Origin of the sequence: Acinetobacter nosocomialis (assembly GCF_041021905.1) — a bacterium.
Classification (GTDB): domain Bacteria; phylum Pseudomonadota; class Gammaproteobacteria; order Pseudomonadales; family Moraxellaceae; genus Acinetobacter; species Acinetobacter nosocomialis.
In genome coordinates this window covers 2,420,913-2,436,406 of sequence record NZ_CP157432.1, presented here as the reverse complement: position 1 = coordinate 2,436,406, position 15,494 = coordinate 2,420,913, and the positions used below count along the sequence as shown (strand labels likewise).

The window sequence follows — 15,494 nt, the reverse complement described above, 5'->3', positions numbered from 1 at the left end:
TAGCATTCTTTTAATAATTTTATACATTAATTAATAATTATTTTTGGAAAATTATTATTAAATAGCGGTATAAATTGACTATACCAAGTTATGTGTGTTTCATAACTTGAAAAGATTAATTTTTAAGCAAACTCGATCTATAACTTTTCAGGAGTAAGGCTTAAGTAACAATTTTGACACTTTGAACAAAGAAAATACTAAATGTTTAAGAATAACAAACAATAAAGTTGCTTTACTAAAATTTGTTAGGTGAGTTGGAGTGTTTGAATGGCTACAGCAATAGAGAACCGAGCTAGACAACTTAAAAACGCAAAACGTGGAGGATATGCGCCAACCATTGCCAAAGATGTAAACAAACACAAAGTCCAAAAACTAAGGAGAGCTCTAGACGAAGCCCGGCGATATGTGAGTGAACTAAATGACGAAACCATTATCTTTGACGATCAAGACGCAAGGCAAAAGGCTGAAGGAGCCAAAGCAATAATTGAAATGTTTGAAGCAGCTTTAAGCGGTGCATGAGTACCATCAAGCTAAAACATAAATTATAGAAGACCTTGCTGAAGACACGGTTAACTTTTCAGTCCCTTGACTAAAAACTCGTTATTCAGCAAGGCAGCAAATAAAAAAATAATTCAAAAATTTCTATATTCTATTTTTAGATAAGACACCACAAAAAATATAAGTCAAATAATATTATTGATGAGCTTAATTTTTTTCAGAAAATTATTACCAACTATAAAATCTTTCCGCACATAAAATGCGACGAATTTTGCACTTTATTTAATTGCTGTGGTTTATTATGGAAGGCAGTTTCACAACCCTCTTATTGATTACATTTGGCATTTCAACACTTACATACTGCAATAATATATCCATCATACTTCCCTAAAAATCTGATCAATCACCAAAGTCAGAATAAGAGGGAAGGAACCATGCCAAAATTTCTAATAATCGCCGAGAAGGTGTATAAAAAATTCGAAGAAGATAAATTGTTCTCTGATAACCTGATTGAACAATTAAATAATTTGGTCAGCATTATTCGAAAAGAGATAAAGGGAACCCCCTGTAAACTCAAATATAATTTTATAGACTTTGAAGAATGTCTAAGTAAACCCTTAAATGAATGTTCAATTAAACTCGACATGAGCTTAATGCCTAAATATAAAAATAAGGGTGAATATATTATGTGGTTAGCAAGCTTTATTGAAAGAATTACAACAGGTGGTCAGCCAAAACTTCCACCACTTTCAAGTATTGTACCTGCTGACTTTAATACTAAAAAAGAAACTCAATCCGTACTTGAAAGTAAAAAGGCAGTATCAGAAGAAAATGCCAAGATGATAGTGAACTATTTTAATTCCGAAGAGTATAAAAAAAATAATAAAAAAATAAATCTGGTTTAAAACCTATAAAAGTGTGTGTCCACCGCAATTTTATAATTGCTGATAAATTTCAGCAACCGCCTTCTGGGGCGGTTTTCTTTTATATAATTTATTTACTTTATTTGATGGTGACAGTCTTATAATATGCACTTTTTAATTATCATAAGCGAATATTACATATTATGAAATTACGATTTTTTATCTTGGGTTTACTTATTTGTACTAACACTACGGCGGCACCAAACACAAGCTTTGAAGATGAATATTATAGTCTTTTAGAAAAATTCCATATAGTTCAAGCACAAAGAGATGCTTTTATCAAAAAGAATGCGAATAAAAATTTAACCAGTTCGCAAAGGAAAAAGCTAGATTCAATAGAATGTAGCTATATGCAATCCGAATTAAAATATAATGAATTTCTTATTTCTAGATTTAAAGAATATAAAACTTTCATGAAAAGATCTGGTCTAGTAGTAGCTGCTGATAAAGAGTTAATTCAAATGGATATTGATTCTTTAAAAGAAGAAATAAATGGTCCTAATGGAAAGTGTAAATAACTATAAGCACCGATAACGGTGCTTTTTAAAAGGAATTTTTTTATTTTCAATACGATATACATTACATACTTAAACAATTAGATCATAAAAAAATCCATAACTTATCTGTATAGCATGTTAAGTTTTTCTACACATATATAAATTATAGAAGGACTAAAACATGAAATGTTCATATCAAGATTTGGATGGAAGCAGTGTTGAAATAACTTGTGAAAGTTACATACATATACCATCCGGTGCAGGAGTAAACAAAATAGCCGGGAATAATCGGTCGGCAGACCTAATACATATTACCGAAGATTTCAGTTTTTTTAAGAAAACACAAGCAGATTCAATACCCATCTATCGATTTGCTGTTGATGATAATTGTAATGTTTTTAATAGTGATGAGTTACCAGCTTTGGCACAGATTGGAACAAATTGGAAGGTTTTAGATGAATAGTTTTTAAAATGAAAACATAGTCTATAAGTTAATTTTAAATATTTTGTAAAATTTATCAAATAGTAAATATTTAACTAAACTTAATAGAGGTATTATAGACAGCTAAATTAGATGTAGTCTGAATATTTATAGGCAGTTTTAGACTAAATGTTGCATAGTGAGAAAGAACATGAAGCGCCTTATTACATTATTTTTATTGCCTTATGCTACGGGTACATTCGCTCAAGAGCCCTTCGAAGTCAGTAAAAGCTGTTTTATTGTGAATGGTAAAAATAGTACTGAGACTTGCTTACTCTCTTCTACGAATAACTTAAGTTCTAACTTTGAAAGATTAACTTTTCCAAATAGCAAAGTATTTATAAAAGAATCAAATATTTGTTCTCATGAGGATTCATGTATTTCTGTGGGAAGTAATTTATCGAATTTAAAAGATGCGACTATTTATTATCGTGATTTTAAAACTAAAAAGATTATTGAAGTACCTGAAAAAGATTCATGGACATGCTTTAAGCAACAGCATGATCGGTTAGATTTTTGTGTTTCCTACAATTAACAAAAGCTTACTTCTAAGAGTGATAATTAAAGTAATGAGCGAAAACTAGTTAAGTATCCCTCTCATCTCTAAAACTGCTGCTATTTAATTATCAATGCTTTAATTATGTGTGCTCCATTCTAATTTACATTTCTATGCGAGAAGTACAAAAAAGTCTATAAACCTATGCTGATCGTAATATGGATAGTCAGTATTTATAACCTAATCAATGGAAACTATATGAGGTAAGACATGACTAAAATTATAGCTACCCTAGGTTTAGCAGCAATTATTTCAGTCTCTGTTGCGGCATGCCAAGGCGAGAACGATACCAAACAGCAAGATAAAACCACAACGCCGCACTCATTAGATAAAGACTCATAAAACTAAAAAAGCCCATCAATAGATGGGCTTTTTTAATCTTATTTTCATTTAAAAAATGGATTACTCACAAACACTAAACCGACTGAAAAAAATGAGTCATCTTTAGTCTGATTTAAACGGTTACCGTAACTTGCGTTGAACTGTATATTTTCTCTGTACAACATATATTTAATACCGGTTTGATAAAATGAATCACTTCGATCATTTCCATACACTTCAGCAGTAACCGTTAAGGGTTTTGTAATGAATGTTTCTGTACCCACACCCCAAGTAGTTTGCTCGCGGTGAGTGGTGTGTTCTCTAAGCCACCCCACATTAGTATGCAATAAGAAATGGTCATCCAACATAGAAATACTTAAGGGCACATTCACAGTCCAATCTTTTTCAGAAGTGTGGTTGTTATTAATTTGGCTAGAAAATGAAACACCAATTCCCCAGTTATTGGTCTCAAGTGGTTTTATAAGCGTTTTCCCTTGAACAGTCGTATAAGTGATATTACCTGCCTCATCAGAAAAATGACGCCCCAAACCTACACCAAACTCAAAATTGCCACCAACATTGCAAGAAGGAATAACCCAATATTCCTTATCTTTAGGGTTATTCTGCATCCATGAGTCAAGTTGACAAGAATGGGCTGGGACTAAAGAAGCATCATCAACGACCATTGGTCGTCCAGCATAGCTACAAATAAATGCCAAGCAAGTGCTAAAAAAAACAATAGATTTTTTAAAATTAAGAAATAGCATGGATGACTCCAAAACAACAAGGAGCATATGTAAGTATTTACTTGTTTTTTTAAAACAACTGATAAATAAGAAATAAAGCAAAAGGGAAGGACTCTCTTAAATCCACAAGAGAGCCAGTGGGCTTTAGTGGATACTTAAATCTGAGTCGATGATTTATTCTTATCAATCGAGCAAGTACTCACAATGAAGCCCCTAAAAATTCGTTGCGCGGATTCTAAGGCGGTTTTTATAAGCTGGCAAGTTAAAGTTTCATGACATATATTTTTTGAACAACTATTAAAAGACTTACAAACTCAAACGTTACTCATCAAATTTATACATAAAGTAAAATTTAATAAAAAGTATCTTTTTTATAATTATTTAAAAGAATTTTGAGGGTTAAAAATGAAAAAAAATATTAAAATTTTATTATTAACAGGATTAATTGCAACTTTACCATTAACTGTTGTTGCTAAAAATGTTGAAACCAAAGTAAGCTTTTTAAAAGGTTCTGATCAAACAACTTTAACAGGGAAATTTCAGGGCTATGATGATGTAAGGTATCGAGTTTTTGCAAAAAGTGGTCAGGTTTTAAAATTTAACATTAATAGTTATAGTAACTTAGCTTATATTAATGTTTTTGCTCCAGGTCAAAAGCCAGGCAAAGATAAGGCATTATTGGTAGGCTCGACTACAGGCTCTTCAGGAGAAGTAATACTACCCGTTGATGGTGACTATATTATTCAAGTTTATCAAATGAGAAATAGTGCACGAAAAAATAGAACCGTATCATTTAATTTAGATCTTCAAATAGTGAATAATAAAAATATAAAATACTAATTAAGGCCATCTATATAAAAGCTCTAATAATTAGAGCTTTTATAGGAGATTAAAAAATATTAATTTAAATAAATTGACTCATGAATTCCGCACTTTTCAACAAAAGCTAAATCATGAGAGACTAATAACACAGCACCTTCATAGCTAGAAATAGCATTTGCAAATAGCTCTCTTGATTCAATATCCAGATGATTTTCTGGTTCATCGAGTAATAAAAGTTCAGGCATAGTCTCTGCATGACTTAAACCTAACAATGCGACTTTTAACTTCTCACCACCACTCAGTTGAGCTAATGGATAAGTCCCTTTTTCACCACGAAGCCTAAGCTGACCTAATAGATTTCTCCACTCTAACTCAGAAATATCAGGATTAATATTTCTTAAATTCTCAACAGCAGAGAGATGGTCTAACAAAAAGCTGAAGTTCTGATCTAGATAGAAGCAATTTACAAATAGGCTAATTTCATCTGTAGGCGCTACAGCAGATTGAACAATCTGTTTAAGCAAGGTTGATTTACCGACACCATTACGACCAACTAAGTGAGTTTTTTGAGAAGCTTTGAGGGCAAAATTGATGGGTTGCTGTGTTCCATAGTGGAGTTTTAAGTCATGAACTCTAAGAATTTCTCCTAAACGTTTTTGAAAAGAGGGGAATATAAATTGTTGAGGTTTAACAGTTTCCAGAAGTGATTTTTTATTTTTCAAATCCTGCTGGCTTTGCTCAATTTGACGGTGATGTTGAGACTGGATTGCTCCTAAACTTTGTCCAGCCTGTTCTTTTTTAAAGTCGAGTAAAATTTTAGCTTGTGAGTTTGAATCACGAAGTTTGTTGCCAGCACGCTCACGTTTTTGTGCTTTCATTAAAACATCATGTTGCTTCTGCTTCATGTGCTTAACTTCACGTTGATGTTGATGTACAGACTGTTCTAAAGCCTCAACTCGTGTTTGATATTGCTCATAAAAAATTTCATAGTTTCCTGTAGTGTGCTGTAAGCCATGTTCATTTAAGTGATAAATATGGTCCACTTCATTTAACAAAGTTAGATCATGGCTAATGATAAGAGCACCCGCCGGATGTTTCTTGAGGTGATGAATTAACCACTGTCTAGCATCTTGGTCGAGATGGTTACTTGGTTCATCAAGTAATAGATAGTGGTCGGTTTTTAAAAATAATGCTGCTAACGCTAACTTGGTTTTTTGTCCTTCACTTAATTGTTTCACCGGAAAGTTTAAATCGGTTGGTAAGTGAGCCGATCGCAATAAGGCTTCCCAAATAGAAGGGAGATCCCAATTGCCTTCTAATAAATCATAATCATCGAATTCAGCTTCGCCTTGTTCTATTCTTTGCAAAGCTTTATAAAGATGGTCAATCTCTAAAGCTTCTGCAATGGTGGATGAAGAAAGGCGCGTTAATTGAGCTAAATACGCATGCTTAGACAGCCAAGTAATTTGACCACTAATGTGCATTTCTTTGGTGGGCGAAATCTCTTGGAGCAATTGCATAAGTAAAGACTTACCTTGACCATTACGGCCAATTAAAGCTGATACTTGATGATGCTCAAGTGAAAAATCTAGTTCTTTAAACATCACTTTTGAAGGAAATTCTAAAGTGAGCTGCGATACTACACATGCCTGCTGAGTCATAAAAAACCTCATAAATACAGGATGTACAAAATAGGAAAGTTAAGCTTTAAATAAAGACGTTAAGTCACTAAAAATAGTCTATTTTGCACATCAAAAAAGAGAAAATTGATGAGAAAAAAGACTTACTTCATTGGCGTGACTCACAAAATAGAAGGGGGAAGAGACTAATAGTTTATAACGGTTTTTAAGCTGTGTAAAACTTATGCATTTTTTTATGATGAAAAGCCTAATCACTAGATTAGGCTTTTATTTGCCTAAGCAATTATTCTTTTACCACCAAAACTTGGATTTTAGTGCTGTTTAGAACATCTTGTGCAAAACTACCTAAAATAAGTTTTTGGAAACCTTTGCGACCATGAGAACCAATAACGATCAGATCTGATTTTAAGTCTTCTACAGCTTTTAAAATGCCATCAGATGAGATTTCACCTTGAATAATTTGTGTATCAATATCAACGCCTTCTTCAGCACATAAGGCTTTTACCTTGGCAAGCGTTTTTTCAGCATTCGCACGCGCTTCAACAAAATAATCTTTTACAACAGGAGAGATGTAATAAAAATCAACACCACTAAATGGATCTACTGCAACAAGACTAATTGCTGTAAGTTTACTACCAAAAGCTTTAGCAATATGGGCAGCTTGTCGGGCTGCTGCCAAAGAAATCTCGGAACCATCCACAGGTACAATAATATGTTGATAATTCATAATGTTATTCCTCTTATTTACAAGTTGTTATATGTATGAAGCTTTTCTTACTTAAAGATTAACACATTTGTTTAAAGGTAGAAATCAATTCAATTAAGTTGTCATTAAATTAAATAAAAATGAAATATATAATTGATTTTTATTGCTTTTAAAATGAAATTGCTTGATCGATATAGAGTAGAGTGTAAATTTTATTTTTTAGATGAACTTTACAATAAATTACTTTTCATATTTTTGTCATACAGAACTCGTATAACCAAATAGTATATTGAGTGGGGGAGTATAAGAATGGCAGATTTAACAGCAAAGAAAGTAAGTAAACTTATTGAAGAATTTCGCCAAACAGGTAAAGAACCGGAAAAATTAGTAATTGGATATAAAACTTATGCAAGACTTATGGCGGACGATAAGTTTGCTGAAAAAGTAGTACCTTCACTGGAAAATTCAAAAGATCGTTTATATAAAAATCTGAAAATAAAACTTATTACTGAAAAGCACTATTTTGAAGTTAAATAAATTATAATTGTGATATTTGTCACAGTTTATTTTTTATTATTAACATTTAGCAAGAATTATTAACATATTGTTTTTGAGTTAATACAAAGAAGGTGTGTATTCAACATTTGAGAACAGTATTTATTGCTAAAAGCGCTAGAATGAGTTGATTTTATCGTAAATGGTTGAATAAACTAAATGTTTAAGTTAATTATAATTTTATTTTATCTACTCACTATTCTAGGTGTTTTATCTATACTAGGAGGTGTATTAACTTTAAGCTTCTTTTTGATAATTATTGGTTTAGGACTAATCTGTGCTGCATTACTATTGAAGAAAGAATTTAAAATTGATGTTTTGTTTTGGAAATAATCAGCCGTTATATATTATTAATTCAATAAAAATAATTAAACCACCTCATCTAGAGTGAGGTGTATATAAAATACTTAAATATTATATATGCTGTTATAATTTATTGGTACTCAACAGTACTTATTACAATTCTAAGTAAAATAGAAAATTAAAAATTATTTCAAGTATTTAAAAATAAAAAGATTTCCTTTAGGATTAAAGTAAAATGAAGTTGTCTCTTTAGTATAAGGCAAACGATAACAAAACAGAGGTGTACGCATGAGCTATAAATACGAATATGCAGGGTTCTGGTTACGATTTGGTGCAATGATTATTGATACACTTATTCTCTTTTTAGCAATTATTCCAGCTGCATGGGTTTTTTATCGTGGAGATTATGATCTGATATTTGCGACAGGAATGAGTAGTAAACCGCAAAACTATTGGTTTGATCTGATTGTAAATTATGCTTTTCCATTTTTATATACCGTTTTATGTTGGCTCTACTTTGCAGGTACACCAGGTAAACGCCTTATGCGTTTAAAAGTTCTCGATGAAAAAACGGGTAATAAGTTAACTTTGATGCAATCCATCATTCGTTATATTGGATATATTCCATCCATCTTAGTATTTTGTATTGGTCTTATTTGGGTGGCATTTGATCCTAAAAAACAAGGCTGGCATGACAAAATGGCGAAAACTGTGGTAGTCAAAGAGCTGTGATTTTAAGCTGGAATTTTGTTAATAAAAAATTACAAAAAAATTCTTGTGTGTTATAGAGTAAAACATATACTTGCCGCGAGTTTATTTAATGGAGATCCTAAATGGGTAGTTGTTCGAGGTTCGAGTTTAATTATCAATTAAACCAAAGCCAATACTGAGCAAGATAACCATTAGGAAGGGCTATCTTGCAATGAGATAGCTTTGTAAAAAATTAGATTAAACCTATACAAATTATTTTTTGTAATTAAGTACTTCAAGCACTTATCTATTTAGTTTCTCGCTAGAAATGGGGAGAAGCCAATGTTCTTATATGCTTCCACACACTGCTATAACTACCAAAATTCAATTTTGGTAAATAATTCGTCTCATACGATTCAAAGTATTCGAGCTATGTTCAAGCCCGCGACTTTCCGTCAGCGTTGGTTCGGCTTTGGGCTAATTTTCTCTTCTTCATCGTAACTCTACGATCTCCGATTCCTTTCTAAATTTTAAATTTTTATAGACTTTATTTATCAATAAGGTCGAGAGCTTTGTACGCCTAAAAAATGGAGGATTTCGCGATGAAATTCTGGCAACGACTCTTCACAGCATTTTTACAAAGATTTCATTTGATGCGTTTTTTTGGTCGTAATCGATCTTTTAAAGAGCTACATCAATCTAGCTATGCTCAAGAAATTAGCAAAAATTTATCTATGCGTTTGCTCGATGCATCAAGAGCCCAATCAAGTGATTTATTAAAACAATTCGATACTCATTACACAGGGCTTACAGAAGAACAAGCACATACCCAGCAAATGGCAGTGGGGCTTAATGAGATCACTCATGAGAAGCCATTAACTTGGTGGCAACATCTTTGGTATTGCTACCGCAATCCGTTCAATATTTTGCTTAGCCTTTTGGCATTAATTGCTTTTTTTACCGATGATTTAACGGGTTCAACCATTATTAGCGTGATGGTTATTCTCTCGACGTTACTTCGTTATTGGCAAGAAGCAAAATCAAATCAAGCTGCAGATGCTTTAAAGGCAATGGTAAGTAATACCGCTACAGTACTGCGTCATCAAGTTAGTGCAGAAGATTTAGAGCTTATGCATGAGCGTTATGGCATTGATATTAAAAACCAAACCAATCACCAATTTGAAATGCCAATTCAATATTTGGTGCCAGGTGATGTGATTTTATTATCTGCAGGTGACATGATTCCTGCTGATTGCAGAATTTTAAATGCGAAAGATTTGTTTGTCTCTCAAGCTGCAATGACTGGTGAATCAATGCCTGTCGAGAAATTTCCATTGCAGAAAAATCTCGAAGAAACGAGTGCTTTAGAGCTAGATAACATTGTATTTATGGGGACCAATATTGTTTCTGGTTCGGCTCAGGCAGTTGTTTTAAGTACGGGTATTCAAACATATTTTGGTGCACTTGCTCACCGAGTTACGGCTACTGATCGAAGTAACACGGCATTTCAAATGGGTGTCAACAAAGTCAGTTGGTTACTTATTCGTTTCATGTTGGTGATGGCACCTGTTGTACTTTTTATTAATGGTTTCACTAAAGGTGATTGGACAGAGGCATTTTTATTTGCATTATCGGTTGCTGTTGGTCTTACTCCAGAAATGCTACCGATGATTGTGACTTCAACTTTAGCCAAGGGTGCGGTTTTCTTATCTAAAAAGAAAGTAATCGTTAAACGTCTAGATGCGATCCAAAACTTTGGTGCAATGGATGTTTTATGTACCGATAAAACTGGAACGCTAACTCAAGACAAAATCTTTTTATCTCAACATATTGATGTTCATGGGGAAAAATCAGACTTTGTACTCATGCAAGCATTTTTAAATAGTTACTATCAAACAGGTTTGAAAAATTTGCTTGATGTGGCAGTGTTAGAAGCTGTTGATGATCAGATCAAAACTCAAAAGTTACGTTATAAGAAGTTAGATGAAGTTCCTTTTGATTTTGATCGCCGCCGTATGTCGGTTGTTGTAAAAACCCCTCAAGAAAAAGTGCGTATGATTACCAAGGGCGCAGTTGAGGAAATGTTAAAGGTTTGCCGTTATGTCGAGGTAAATGGCAAAGTAGAGCCTTTAACAAAGCAACGTGAAGTCGCAATTGAAGCATTAACTCAACGTTATAACCGAGATGGCTTACGTGTTGTTGCTGTAGGGTATCGTGAGTTTGATAATAATCAGGAAAATTATTCGGTTGTTGATGAAAGTGATTTAATTTTAATTGGTTACGTCGCATTTCTTGATCCACCTAAAGAGTCTGCTCGAGAAGCAGTACAAAGTTTGCATGCTCATGGTGTAACCGTAAAAGTACTTACTGGTGATAATGAGTTTGTCACTCAAAAAGTGTGCCGAGAAATTGGTCTGAACTATGATCAAGTTCTATTGGGCGGTGTAATTGAAACCTTAACCGATGAGCAGCTCAAAAGAGCAGTAGAGCAATACCATATTTTTGCAAAGCTTAGCCCTGTACATAAAGAACGTATTGTTGAGCAGTTAAAAGCCAACGGTCATGTGGTTGGTTTCTTGGGAGACGGTATTAATGATGCCGCGGCTATACGCGCTGCCGATATTGGTATTTCAGTAGATACGGCAGTAGATATTGCTAAAGAATCAGCAGATTTAATCTTGCTTGAAAAAAGCTTGATGGTACTTGAAAAAGGTGTAATTGAAGGCCGTAGAACTTTTGCCAATATGTTGAAATATATCAAAATGACGGCAAGTTCAAATTTCGGTAATGTTTTTTCGGTATTAATTGCGAGTGCTTTTATTCCATTTTTACCAATGCTGCCTATTCACTTACTCATTCAAAACTTACTTTATGATGTGTCACAAATCGTGATTCCATTTGACAACGTTGATGAAGAGTTAATTGCAAAACCGCAGCGTTGGCAACCTGAAGAAGTTGGCCGTTTCATGGTGGTGTTTGGACCGATTAGCTCTATTTTTGACATTATCACTTTTTGTTTAATGTGGTTTGTGTTTTCGGCAAATACACCTGAACATCAGACTTTATTCCAGTCTGGCTGGTTTGTAGTGGGGTTACTCACTCAAACGTTAATTGTGCATATGATCCGTACGGCTAAGATTCCATTTATTCAGAGTCGTGCTGCAACCCCATTGTTAGTCATGACAGTAGTGATTATGTGTATTGGTATTTTCTTACCAATGGGCCCTTTAGCAAGTTATTTAAAACTGCAAGCTTTACCATTAAGTTATTTCTTATATTTGCCTTTAATTTTAATTGCTTATATGTGTATTACTCAATGGGTGAAAAAAATCTATATCCGCCGTTACGGCTGGCAATAAAATTATAGGTGCAAGATGAAGTTGCAATTTCTACAACATGCAGATTTATCCAATATTATTGATACATTAATTAGTCTTTCAGTTGCTTTTATTTTAGGAGCTTTAATTGGATTTGAACGGCAATATAGGCAACGGACTGCTGGTCTTCGGACCAATGTGCTGGTCGCTGTAGGTGCTGCAATCTTTGTGGATGTTGCAACAAATCTTACTGGAGCAGATGGCGCTGTTCGGGTCATTGCTTATGTGGTTTCGGGTATTGGTTTCTTGGGCGCAGGTGTAATTATGCGTCAAGAAGGTAACATCCATGGCTTAAATACCGCAGCAACTTTGTGGTGTTCTGCTGCGGTAGGGGCTGCTGCGGGTTCTGACTTAATTATTGAAGCCATACTGGCAACAGCTTTTATTTTATCTGCCAATACGTTGTTAAGACCGATTGTTCATATCATTGATCGTCGTCCATTAGACGATGATACAGAGGTTTTACATGTAATTTATATTATCTGTGACCGAAGTCAGAGCAAAGTAGTTATGGATGAATTAAATCTAACGTTGAAACACCACAATTACCCTCCCAAAGACATTGATGTAACACCTTTTGGAGAGAAAGAGGTTGAAATAGAAGTGACCTTAATTGCGACTTCAATTGAAGCGGAAGAAGCGCAGCATATTATTAACCACTTAAATGCGATGCCACAAATAAGACAGGCTTTTTGGGATAAAAACGCAATTAATTAATTTAATGAGACTTTGCACTTAATTGTTTATGAAATGCTCTAAATGGTTAAGCGCAAAGTTTCTATTGTAGGTGTTATTTTTTAACCTTAAATTTAAGGACTACAAATACAATAATACCGACAATTAGTCCCCAAAATGCCGAACCAATACCGAAAAATTGAATACCCGAAGCACTACATAAAAAGGTAAATAGTGCTGCTTCACGGTCTTCAATTGGGCCAAAGGCAAGCGCAATGTTATGGCTAATGGTGCCAAGTAATGCAATACCTGCTAAAGCTACAATAAAAATATGAGGAAAGGACATGAGTAAGCTTGTCAGTGTTGCTGCAAAGAGTCCCATCAATGCATAGAAAAAACCAGAGCTTATGCCAGCAATATAGCGTTTACTTGGGTCAGGATGAACTTGATCATCAAGGCATACAGCCGCACTGATCGCGGCAATATTGACGCTATAACAACCAAAAGGCGCAAGCAAAACTTGGGTTAAACCAGTCCAGCCAATAAGTTGATTGACATGTGGTTTATAGCCATAACTTTTAATCATGGCAATACCAGGTAAATACTGTGAAGCCATACTAATCACAAACAGTGGTAGCGCTAAGCCTAAAACTGCTGACCAGCTAAACACAGGACTAATCCAAACAGGTTTAGCCAAAGACCAGTGAAGTGTAGGCATATGAAAGTCTAAAAACACAGGGCAGAGCACAACACCAGCAAGTGCTGTGAACACGATGCTATAACGCGGCCATAATCTTTTGGTAATGATATAAATGACGAGTAAAGATAAAACGAATGCCCAATCATTTTGCAAACTTGCGAAAAGTGAAATACCAAATTTGAGTAAAACGCCTGCAAGCATGGCACTGGTCAAGCTTTGAGGAATATATGAAAGCGCCTTTTGAAATATTCCTGAAAAACCTAAAACCGCAGTCAGTACACCAACAACTAAAAAAGAACCAATTGCTTCATTTATGCTATATCCACCGCCAGTTGCAATAATTAGAGCGAGACCGGCAGTAGACCAAGCTGTTGCTACAGGGTATTTAAATTTCCAAGAAAGGATGAGTCCTGATAAACCAAGACCCAAACCTAAAGCCCAAAACCATGAGGTGATTTGTTCAGGTGAAGCATTTAAAGCTTGGGCTGCCTGAATCACTAAAATAGCCGAAACACTAATACCAATTAGAAAGGTAATGAAACCCGCGAATACGGCTGGAATAGAAAAATCTTGAAGAATCTTTTGCATGGCTAAATATTCTAAGTCCCTGAAAAATTAATATGTTTCTGCCTATATTTTCAGCCAGATAAATCTAACAATTTTTTTAAAGAAGGTGCTTCCTATTTTGGGTGTAAAAATGAAATAATATTTTTTATATGGTTCTAAATGCTATTATTTATTTCATAATAAGTAATTAAATTTGGATATTATTTTTATGAATGAGCAAGCTGAAAATTTGACACCGCTTGAGCTGAAAATTATGCGTTGTTTACAAGAAAATGGACGCTTAAGTAATGCTGAACTAGCAAAACTTGTTGGTATTAGTACCTCGTCATGTTGGAATCATACGCAACGTCTTTTTAAAATTGGAGCCATCTTAGATGTTCGTGCTCGAATCAATCCAAGTCTGGTGCAGCGTGAGACCATCGTTTTGGTTGGGGTAGTGCTGGACCGTTCAACACCGGATAGCTTTCAAGCTTTTGAACAAGCCGCAGGTGATTTGGAGAATGTTCTAGAGTGTTATCTAGTTGCCGGAGAAGTCGATTATTTTCTAAAAATTCGTGTTAAAGACTTAGCTGCTTTTAACCGATTTCATAGTGAAAAAATTATTGCCTTACCGGGAGTAAGGCAGGTGAGAACATTCTTTGTACTTAATGAAGTCAAAACAGATGGCATGCTGGCATTTTAATAATTTAATAAGTTTTAACTTTATTGCCTTAGTAAATTACATGGTTGAAGTGGCCAGCTTTAAACCGAACCCAAAAAATAAAATACCCACTAAGAAAATTCCGCTTGCTGCAATTTTATGATTTTGCTTAAAAAATGCTGAGAGTTTAATTCCAGAGAAAATGAGCGCTGTTAAATAGCTAAAACTAATAATTTGTAAAATTACCGCTAAGATTAAAAAACTTAAAGCTGGATAAGCATAATCTGGATTAATAAACTGAACAAAGAAAGATAAGAAAAATAAAATTGCTTTAGGGTTAAGTAAACTAATACTTAAGGCAGTTTTGTAAGGGTGAATTTTATCTAAAGTAGGTAAATCAGCCATTTCAGCTTGTGGTTGATTACGTAATTTCCAGCGTTGAATACTGCCTTGTAAAAGTTTAAACCCTAAATAGGACAGATAAAGTGCACCAACGAGTTTAAGAATAATAAAAACCCAAGGGAATGCTTTTAATAAAGAAGCGGCACCTAATACGGTACATAGCATTAAAATAAGATCACCAGTAAAAATACCAAGTGCACCCATATATCCAGTTTTAATACCATAGCGTGAAGCAATTGACATCACATAAAGGGAATTGGGTCCGGGTAATAACACAATTAGGAGTGTACCAATAATATATGTTGTTAGATCTGTTATGCCGAACACGAGAAACTCAATAAAAAACCGATTTTTGTCATGATAACAAAAATCGGTAATTTTGTATGAAAAGTGCA

General features: G+C 34.1%; 18 protein-coding genes. 13 read left to right on the top strand and 5 right to left on the bottom strand.

Annotated features, from left to right (window positions below):
• Positions 1 to 267: 267 nt before the first annotated feature.
• The 6 genes from ABLC00_RS11405 (at position 268) to ABLC00_RS11380 (ending at position 3,297) form a co-directional block, all read left to right on the top strand.
• Positions 268 to 519, top strand: coding sequence for a hypothetical protein (locus ABLC00_RS11405; protein ID WP_002048677.1), 252 nt, complete (start codon positions 268 to 270; stop codon positions 517 to 519).
• A gap of 413 nt (positions 520 to 932) precedes the next feature.
• Complete coding sequence (locus ABLC00_RS11400) at positions 933 to 1,403, top strand: hypothetical protein (RefSeq protein WP_004886619.1); 471 nt, start codon at positions 933 to 935, stop codon at positions 1,401 to 1,403.
• A 161-nt stretch (positions 1,404 to 1,564) separates the two neighbouring features.
• Complete coding sequence (locus tag ABLC00_RS11395; RefSeq protein WP_004886621.1) at positions 1,565 to 1,939, top strand: hypothetical protein; 375 nt, start codon at positions 1,565 to 1,567, stop codon at positions 1,937 to 1,939.
• Positions 1,940 to 2,099: 160 nt separating this feature from the next.
• Positions 2,100 to 2,381 carry a hypothetical protein gene (locus ABLC00_RS11390; RefSeq protein WP_004886623.1) on the top strand — a complete coding sequence of 94 codons (282 nt, stop codon included), beginning with the start codon at positions 2,100 to 2,102 and terminating at the stop codon, positions 2,379 to 2,381.
• Positions 2,382 to 2,550: 169 nt separating this feature from the next.
• On the top strand, positions 2,551 to 2,934 hold the full coding sequence (locus tag ABLC00_RS11385; protein ID WP_004886625.1) for a hypothetical protein: 384 nt from the start codon (positions 2,551 to 2,553) through the stop codon (positions 2,932 to 2,934).
• A 231-nt stretch (positions 2,935 to 3,165) separates the two neighbouring features.
• Complete coding sequence (locus ABLC00_RS11380; protein WP_002048661.1) at positions 3,166 to 3,297, top strand: hypothetical protein; 132 nt, start codon at positions 3,166 to 3,168, stop codon at positions 3,295 to 3,297.
• A 44-nt stretch (positions 3,298 to 3,341) separates the two neighbouring features.
• Here ABLC00_RS11380 and ABLC00_RS11375 read toward each other — a convergent pair whose 3' ends face one another.
• Positions 3,342 to 4,043 (bottom strand): hypothetical protein, encoded by a 702-nt coding sequence (locus ABLC00_RS11375; protein WP_004886626.1) that lies wholly within the window; start codon positions 4,041 to 4,043, stop codon positions 3,342 to 3,344.
• 384 nt (positions 4,044 to 4,427) lie between these two features.
• Here ABLC00_RS11375 and ABLC00_RS11370 point away from each other — a divergent pair, with 384 nt between their 5' ends.
• Positions 4,428 to 4,862 (top strand): hypothetical protein, encoded by a 435-nt coding sequence (locus ABLC00_RS11370; RefSeq protein ID WP_002053610.1) that lies wholly within the window; start codon positions 4,428 to 4,430, stop codon positions 4,860 to 4,862.
• Between the two features lie 59 nt (positions 4,863 to 4,921).
• Here the strand turns inward: ABLC00_RS11370 and ABLC00_RS11365 are convergent, their stop codons facing one another.
• Positions 4,922 to 6,505: an ATP-binding cassette domain-containing protein gene (locus ABLC00_RS11365; RefSeq protein WP_004886628.1), complete on the bottom strand. Its 1,584-nt coding sequence runs from the start codon at positions 6,503 to 6,505 to the stop codon at positions 4,922 to 4,924.
• A 262-nt stretch (positions 6,506 to 6,767) separates the two neighbouring features.
• The gene (locus ABLC00_RS11360; RefSeq protein WP_002053669.1) at positions 6,768 to 7,211 is read right to left on the bottom strand and encodes a universal stress protein; all 444 of its coding nucleotides are present in this window, start codon (positions 7,209 to 7,211) and stop codon (positions 6,768 to 6,770) included.
• 288 nt (positions 7,212 to 7,499) lie between these two features.
• On the opposite strand from ABLC00_RS11360, the gene ABLC00_RS11355 reads away from it, so the two are divergent.
• The 5 genes from ABLC00_RS11355 to ABLC00_RS11335 all read left to right on the top strand — a co-directional run bounded on the left by ABLC00_RS11355 (position 7,500) and on the right by ABLC00_RS11335 (position 12,832).
• Entirely contained in the window at positions 7,500 to 7,727 is a 228-nt protein-coding gene (locus ABLC00_RS11355) for a hypothetical protein (protein WP_000774578.1), read from the top strand.
• Positions 7,728 to 7,904: 177 nt separating this feature from the next.
• Entirely contained in the window at positions 7,905 to 8,078 is a 174-nt protein-coding gene (locus ABLC00_RS11350) for a hypothetical protein (RefSeq protein ID WP_022575551.1), read from the top strand.
• Between the two features lie 258 nt (positions 8,079 to 8,336).
• Positions 8,337 to 8,780 carry an RDD family protein gene (locus ABLC00_RS11345; RefSeq protein ID WP_002053613.1) on the top strand — a complete coding sequence of 148 codons (444 nt, stop codon included), beginning with the start codon at positions 8,337 to 8,339 and terminating at the stop codon, positions 8,778 to 8,780.
• A gap of 560 nt (positions 8,781 to 9,340) precedes the next feature.
• Positions 9,341 to 12,097 carry a magnesium-translocating P-type ATPase gene (mgtA, locus tag ABLC00_RS11340; RefSeq protein WP_004886632.1) on the top strand — a complete coding sequence of 919 codons (2,757 nt, stop codon included), beginning with the start codon at positions 9,341 to 9,343 and terminating at the stop codon, positions 12,095 to 12,097.
• 15 nt (positions 12,098 to 12,112) lie between these two features.
• Complete coding sequence (locus ABLC00_RS11335; RefSeq protein WP_004886634.1) at positions 12,113 to 12,832, top strand: MgtC/SapB family protein; 720 nt, start codon at positions 12,113 to 12,115, stop codon at positions 12,830 to 12,832.
• A gap of 73 nt (positions 12,833 to 12,905) precedes the next feature.
• Here ABLC00_RS11335 and ABLC00_RS11330 read toward each other — a convergent pair whose 3' ends face one another.
• Positions 12,906 to 14,078, bottom strand: a complete 1,173-nt coding sequence (locus tag ABLC00_RS11330; RefSeq protein ID WP_004886636.1) for a benzoate/H(+) symporter BenE family transporter — start codon at positions 14,076 to 14,078, stop codon at positions 12,906 to 12,908.
• Positions 14,079 to 14,265: 187 nt separating this feature from the next.
• Between ABLC00_RS11330 and ABLC00_RS11325 the strand changes: the two genes are divergently transcribed.
• Positions 14,266 to 14,739, top strand: coding sequence for an Lrp/AsnC family transcriptional regulator (locus ABLC00_RS11325; RefSeq protein WP_004886638.1), 474 nt, complete (start codon positions 14,266 to 14,268; stop codon positions 14,737 to 14,739).
• Between the two features lie 36 nt (positions 14,740 to 14,775).
• Here ABLC00_RS11325 and leuE read toward each other — a convergent pair whose 3' ends face one another.
• Positions 14,776 to 15,426, bottom strand: coding sequence for a leucine efflux protein LeuE (leuE, locus tag ABLC00_RS11320; protein WP_004886640.1), 651 nt, complete (start codon positions 15,424 to 15,426; stop codon positions 14,776 to 14,778).
• Positions 15,427 to 15,494: the final 68 nt, after the last annotated feature.